Here is a 6,000-nt window from a genome sequence, read left to right on the forward strand (position 1 = left end):
TTCGCAGGTAAGGCGGCGTTTTGCCCGGACAAACGTGCTAAATTTTGTTAGCACTTTCGGCTCAGTCAGCAAGCACTTCGACATGTGCAGCACACACTGAATGAGCCCGCGGCGAACCGCGGACGGACCGACCGGAACCGGGTCGGTCAGGCCCAGAGCTGGCCCTCGAGAGCCTCTTCAGCCTCGGCAATCGTCCCGGAGTAGGCCCCGGTCGACAGGTACTTCCAGCCGCCGTCGGCGACGACGAACGCGATGTCCGCCCGCTCCCCGGCCGCCATCGACTTCGCTGCCTGGGCGAGCGCAGCGTGGAGGATCGCGCCGGTCGAGATGCCGGCGAAGATTCCCTCCTCCTCGACCAGCTGCCGGGTGCGTCGGACCGCGTCGCGGGGCCCGACGGAGAAGCGGGCGTCGATCAGCGACGGGTCGTAGAGCTCGGGCACGAAGCCCTCGTCCATGTTCCGCAGGCCGTAGACGAGCTCGCCGTAGCGAGGCTCGGCGGCGACGATCCGGACGTCGGGCTTGTGGTCCCGGAAGAACCGCCCGACGCCCATCAGCGTGCCGGTGGTGCCGAGCCCGGCGACGAAGTGCGTGATCGAGGGCAGGTCCTCGAGCAGCTCCGGGGCGGTGCCCTCGTAGTGCGCCTGCGGGTTCGCGGGGTTGCCGTACTGGTAGAGCATCACCCAGTCCGGGTGCTCCTCCGCGAGCCGCTTGGCGACGCGGACGGCCTCGTTGGAGCCGCCCGCGGCGGGCGAGGACACGATCTCCGCGCCGAACATCAGCAGGATCTGCCGGCGCTCCTCGGAGGTGTTCTCCGGCATGACGCAGACCATGCGGTAGCCGCGCTGCTTCGCGGCCATCGCGAGCGAGATACCGGTGTTCCCGGACGTGGGCTCGAGGATGGTGCAGCCGGGCTTGAGCCGGCCGTCCTTCTCCCCCTCGAGGATCATCCGCAGCGCGGCGCGGTCCTTGATCGAGCCCGTCGGGTTGTGATCCTCGAGCTTCGCCCACAGCCGTACGTCCGGGGACGGCGACAACCGCGGCAGGCCCACCAACGGGGTCCGGCCGACGGAGTCGAGCAGGGAGTCGAAGCGCACGGGGACGAGAGTTCGCGGCGTCAGCGCGACGTCAGGGCGGCGTCAGCCGCCGGCCACGGCCGGGAGGACCGTGACGCTGTCGCCGTCCTTGAGCTCGGTCTGCAGCCCGCCGAGGAAGCGGACGTCCTCGTCGTTCAGGTACACGTTGACGAAGCGGCGCAGGCCGTTCTCGTCCACGAGCCGGGCGCGCAGGCCCGCGTGACGGCTCTCGAGGTCGTCGAACAGCTCGTCGAGCGTCTTGCCCTCGCCGTTCACGGCCTTCTCGCCGCCGGTGTACTGGCGCAGGATCGTCGGGATCCGGACCTCGATCGCCATCGGGCTGCTCTCCTCGTGTTCTTCGGTTCGTGCTTCGGGTTTCTGCCCGCGCAAACCGTGCACGAGCGGTGGACATTCCGAGCGGTCATTCTCCCCCGCTCCCCGAGCGGGGTGACGGGCGGGGAATCGAGCGGGGAATCGAGCGGGGATTCAGTCGTAACTGGTGACGACGGTCACCGGTTCCTCGGTGACCTCGCCGTCCACGATGCGGAACGACCGGAACTCGACCTCGTCGGGGTCCCGGGTGGACACCAGCACGTAGTGCGCGTCCGGCTCCGACGCGTAGTGGATGTCGGTGCGGGACGGGTACGCCTCGGTCGCGGTGTGCGAGTGGTACACGACCACCGGCACCTCGTCGTTGGCGTCCATCTCCTTGTAGAGGCGCAGCAGGTCCATCGAGTCGAACTCGTAGAACGTGGTCGAGCGCGCCGCGTTGGCCATGGGGATGAAGCGCACCGGGCGGTCCGACCCGATCGGGCCCGCGATCACGCCGCAGGCCTCGTCCGGGTGGTCGGCCCGGGCGTGGGCGATGATCGCCTCGCGGAGCGACGCTTCGATGGTCAGCACGGGGTCAGATTATCCGGACGGACCCGGACACTTGTCCGGACGTTATCTCGCGACCCGGATCAGGCCGTCCTGGAGCGCGGACAGCCATTCGTAGAGGTAGTACAGCGGCAGGCGCGGGTCCTCGGGCGGGAGGGCCGCCATCTGTTCGACATACCCCTCCTCCAGCTCCAGCCGGGTGCCGATCGTCAGGCGCAGGTCGTTGATCGCGTACATCCAGGCGTGGACCTGCTCCCGATCCAGCCGGACCGGCTCGGTGCCGTCCCCGAGCGTCGCGAGCATGGTGGTCAGGTTGCCGCGCTTGAAGGCGATCACGTCGGACTCGCTGTAGCGGCGGAACTCGCCGGTGGCCTCGATGTCGTCCGGGTACGCGTCGGGCAGCAGGCGCGCCAGCGCCGGGTCGTCCGGGAGGGATTTCTCCGCGGTGTCCGCGAACGGGTCGAGGACGCCCGGGATCACCGTGGACTCGGTGCCGCCGCGGGGCGCGTCGCCGTCGCGGGAGTCGAACAGCTCCGCCATCTGCTGACAAGCACTGCGCACGACCAGAACCTCGTGCTCGTCGAGGGCGATGGTGACGACGCCCCCGCGCTCGCGCTTGATGTCCAGGCTCACCCGGCGATTCTGTCGGGGCGGACTCAGTCGTCCTTCTGCAGGGTCGCCCACAGGCCGAACCCGTGCATGGCGCTGACGTCGCGCTCCATCTCCTCGCGGGTGCCGGTCGAGACGACGGCCCGGCCCTCGTGGTGGACGTCGAGCATGAGCTTGGTGGCCTGCTTCTTGCTGTAGCCGAAGTAGGTCTGGAAGACGTACGTCACGTACGACATCAGGTTGATCGGGTCGTTCCAGACGATGGTCACCCAGGGAACGTCCGGGCGGAGCTGCTCGGCGGCCTCCGGCTGCTCGAGCTCGACGGGTGCGACCGACATGCCCCCATCTTGCACCCCCGCCGGAGGTCGGACGGCCGGTGTGGGCGACGGGGCGCGCGGCGTTGCCGGGAGTTGTCGGTGCCCGCCCCTAGCGTCGTGGGTATGCGGCTGCTGCACACCTCGGACTGGCACCTCGGGCGGTCCCTGCACCGGGCGGACCTCGCCCCGGCGCAGGCGGCGTTCCTCGACCACCTCGTCGAGACCGTGCGGGCCGAGCGCGTCGACGCGGTGCTGGTCTCCGGCGACGTGTACGACCGCGCGCTGCCCCCGCTGGAGGCGGTCGACCTGCTCAACGACGCCCTGTTCCGGCTCCGCGAGGCCGGGGCGCGGGTCGTCGTGACCAGCGGCAACCACGACTCGGCGAAGCGGCTCGGCGTCCACGACCGGCTGGTCGACGCCGCCGGCGTGCACCTGCGGACGCGGGTGTCCGACGTCGGCACCCCAGTGGTGCTGGAGGACCGGCACGGGCCGGTCGCGGTCTACCCGATCCCCTACCTGGAGCCGGCGGCCGTCGGCGCGGACGATCTGCCGCCGCTCGACCCCGCGGCCGGTCCCTCCTGCGACGAGGAGGCCCCGACCCGCGGGCACGCGCACGTGCTCGGCCGGGCGATGGCCGCGGTCCGGGCCGACCGGGAGTCCCACGGCGGCCGGTCGGTCGTGATGGCCCACGGCTGGGTGACCGGCGGCGCCGCCTGCGAGTCCGAGCGGGACATCACCGTCGGGGGCGTCGGCGCCGTCTCCGCCGCGCTGTTCGACGGCGTCGACTACGTCGCGCTCGGCCACCTGCACGGGCCGCAGACGCTCGCGGACCGGCTCCGCTACAGCGGTTCGCCGCTCGCCTACTCGTTCTCCGAGGCCGGCCACCGCAAGGGCTCCTGGCTGGTGGAGCTCGGCGAGTCCGGCCTGAGCCGGGTCGAGTTCGTGCCGGCCCCGACGACCCGTGCCCTGGCGGTCGTGCGCGGCAACCTTGAGGATTTGCTGGCCGACCCGGCGCTGGAGTGCCACGTCGACGACTTCGTCAGCGTGACGCTGACCGACGTCGTGCGCCCCGCGGCGGCGATGGACCGCCTGCGGACGCGGTTCCCCCACGTGCTCGTCCTGAGCTGGGAGCCGGTCGGGGCGCTGGTCGACGAGCGCGGGTACACCGAGCGGGTCCGCGGGCGGTCCGACCTCGCGGTGGCCGCGGACTTCGTCGCGCACGTCCGCGGGACCGGCGTCACCGGCGAGGAGGTCGCGCTCCTGGAGCAGGCCTTCGAGGCCGTGCGCGTGGCCGAGGACGCGGACCCGTTCGCGGCCCCCGGCACGCTGTTCGAGGGCCTGGAGGGTGTGGCGTGAGGCCGCACTCCCTGGAGGTCACCGCGTTCGGCGCGTTCGCCGGGACCGTGCGGGTGGACTTCGACGACCTGTCCTCCTCCGGCCTGTTCCTGCTCCACGGCGAGACCGGCGCCGGCAAGTCGACGCTGCTCGACGCGCTCGGCTTCGCGCTCTACGGCCGGGTGCCGGGCGAGCGCGGGATCGTGCGCCGGCTGCGGTCGGACCACGCGGGCGCGACCGAGCGGACGTCCGTCCGCCTGGAGGTCACGATCGGCGGGCGCCGGCTGCGGATCACCCGCACGCCCGAGCAGTCGCGGCCGAAGGTCCGCGGCGAGGGCATGACGACCGAGCCGGCGAAGGCGCTCCTCGAGCGGTGGACCGGGGCCGGGTGGGACCTGGTCTCCAACCGCGTCGGCGAGGCGGACGACGAGATCACGACCCGCCTCGGCATGACGGCGGATCAGTTCTTCCAGGTGATCCTGCTGCCGCAGGGCGAGTTCGCCCGCTTCCTGCGCGCGCCGTCGGACGAACGCGTCGTCCTGCTGGAGCGACTCTTCGGCACCGACCGCTTCCGCGACGTCGAGCAGTGGCTGGCCGAGCGTCGCCGGACGACGAGCGCGGCGCTCGAACGCCACCGCGACGGGATCGCCCAGCGGGTCGCGCTGATCGCCTCGATCGCCGAGGTCGAACCGCCCGCCGCCCTGCCCGACGCGCTGTGGGCCTCGGACCTGAGCGCCACCGCCGCCGCGGCGGTCGACATCGCGGTGCGGACCGTGGCGGAGCGCGGCGTGGACCTCGAGACCGCGCGGGCCGCGGCCGAGGCGACGCGGGCGCTCGCCCGGCGCCAGCAGCGCCGGGTCGAGGCCGACCGGAAGGCGGCTGAACTCGCGGCGGCCGAACCGGCGATCGCGGCGCTGGCCGCGGAGTGCGAGGCCGCGACCGCGGCCGCGGGGGTGCTGCCGCTGCTGACCGCTCTGCAGTCCGCGGACCGGTCACTGGCGCAGGCGCGCGAGCTCGACCGCGCGGCGCGGGAGCGGGCCGTCGCCGCCGGGGCCGACCCGGCCGACGGTCCCGCCGACCTGCGCACGGACGCCCGGGAGTGCGAACGGCGCTCGGGCAGCCTGGCCGACCTGCATGCGGTGGCCGCCGAGGCCGCGGCCGAGGAACGCGCCGCCGCGGCCGCCCGGGCCACTGCCGCCGAGCTGACGACGCAGCTGGCCGCCGCGGCCGAGGCGGGTCCGGCCCTCGACGAACGTCGTACCGCGCTGCTCGCCCGGCGCGAGGCCGCGCGCGAGGCGGCGGTGCAACTGCCCGCGGCGCAGCGGACCGCGGACGCCCTCGCCGACGCCGCCCGAACCGCAGCCGAACTGGCCCAGGAGTCCGCCACCGCCGAGGAACTGAGGCAGCGTCACCTCGAAGCGCGCGAGCACGCCCAGGCGCTGGCGGAGGAGCACCTGCGGCTGCGGCGCGACCGCATCGACGCCATGGCCGCCGAGCTGGCCGCCCGCCTGGAGGAGGGCACACCGTGCCCGGTGTGCGGCTCGCTGGACCACCCCGACAAGCCGGTCCTGTCCCCCGGTCGCGTCACACGCGAGCAGGAGGAGGCGGCCGGGGTCGCCGCCGAGCAGGCGCGGGCCGCGGCGGAGGCCGTGGGCGCCGCGCACGCCGCCGCGGTCGCGAAGGTCGAGTCGGCCCGCGGTCGGCTCGGCCCGATGGCCGGGACACCGGCCGCCGAGCTCGCCGGCCGGGCCGAGCAGGCGGCCGCCAAGCGGGACGAGCTCGCAGCC

General features: G+C 73.3%; 7 protein-coding genes. 2 read left to right on the top strand and 5 right to left on the bottom strand.

Features of this window, described 5'->3' with window-relative positions; translation table 11 throughout:
* Positions 1-146: 146 nt before the first annotated feature.
* The 5 genes from ABD401_RS11455 to clpS all read right to left on the bottom strand — a co-directional run bounded on the left by ABD401_RS11455 (position 147) and on the right by clpS (position 2,899).
* Entirely contained in the window at positions 147-1,094 is a 948-nt protein-coding gene (locus ABD401_RS11455; RefSeq protein ID WP_344604746.1) for a PLP-dependent cysteine synthase family protein, read from the bottom strand.
* A 42-nt stretch (positions 1,095-1,136) separates the two neighbouring features.
* Positions 1,137-1,409, bottom strand: a complete 273-nt coding sequence (locus ABD401_RS11460; protein WP_019878165.1) for a MoaD/ThiS family protein — start codon at positions 1,407-1,409, stop codon at positions 1,137-1,139.
* A gap of 150 nt (positions 1,410-1,559) precedes the next feature.
* Positions 1,560-1,976: a M67 family metallopeptidase gene (locus ABD401_RS11465; protein WP_344604749.1), complete on the bottom strand. Its 417-nt coding sequence runs from the start codon at positions 1,974-1,976 to the stop codon at positions 1,560-1,562.
* Positions 1,977-2,018: 42 nt separating this feature from the next.
* On the bottom strand, positions 2,019-2,585 hold the full coding sequence (locus ABD401_RS11470; RefSeq protein WP_344604751.1) for a DUF2017 domain-containing protein: 567 nt from the start codon (positions 2,583-2,585) through the stop codon (positions 2,019-2,021).
* Between the two features lie 23 nt (positions 2,586-2,608).
* On the bottom strand, positions 2,609-2,899 hold the full coding sequence (gene clpS, locus ABD401_RS11475; RefSeq protein WP_344604753.1) for an ATP-dependent Clp protease adapter ClpS: 291 nt from the start codon (positions 2,897-2,899) through the stop codon (positions 2,609-2,611).
* A gap of 102 nt (positions 2,900-3,001) precedes the next feature.
* On the opposite strand from clpS, the gene ABD401_RS11480 reads away from it, so the two are divergent.
* Both ABD401_RS11480 and ABD401_RS11485 read left to right on the top strand, forming a co-directional pair.
* A complete protein-coding gene (locus ABD401_RS11480) occupies positions 3,002-4,234 on the top strand; it encodes an exonuclease SbcCD subunit D (RefSeq protein ID WP_344604765.1) in 1,233 nt (410 codons plus the stop codon).
* On the top strand, positions 4,231-6,000 hold a 1,770-nt coding region (locus ABD401_RS11485; protein WP_344604755.1), incomplete at its 3' end, for an AAA family ATPase. The genes ABD401_RS11480 and ABD401_RS11485, both read left to right, overlap by 4 nt.

It is taken from the genome of Sporichthya brevicatena, from assembly GCF_039525035.1.
GTDB classification, from domain to species: domain Bacteria; phylum Actinomycetota; class Actinomycetes; order Sporichthyales; family Sporichthyaceae; genus Sporichthya; species Sporichthya brevicatena.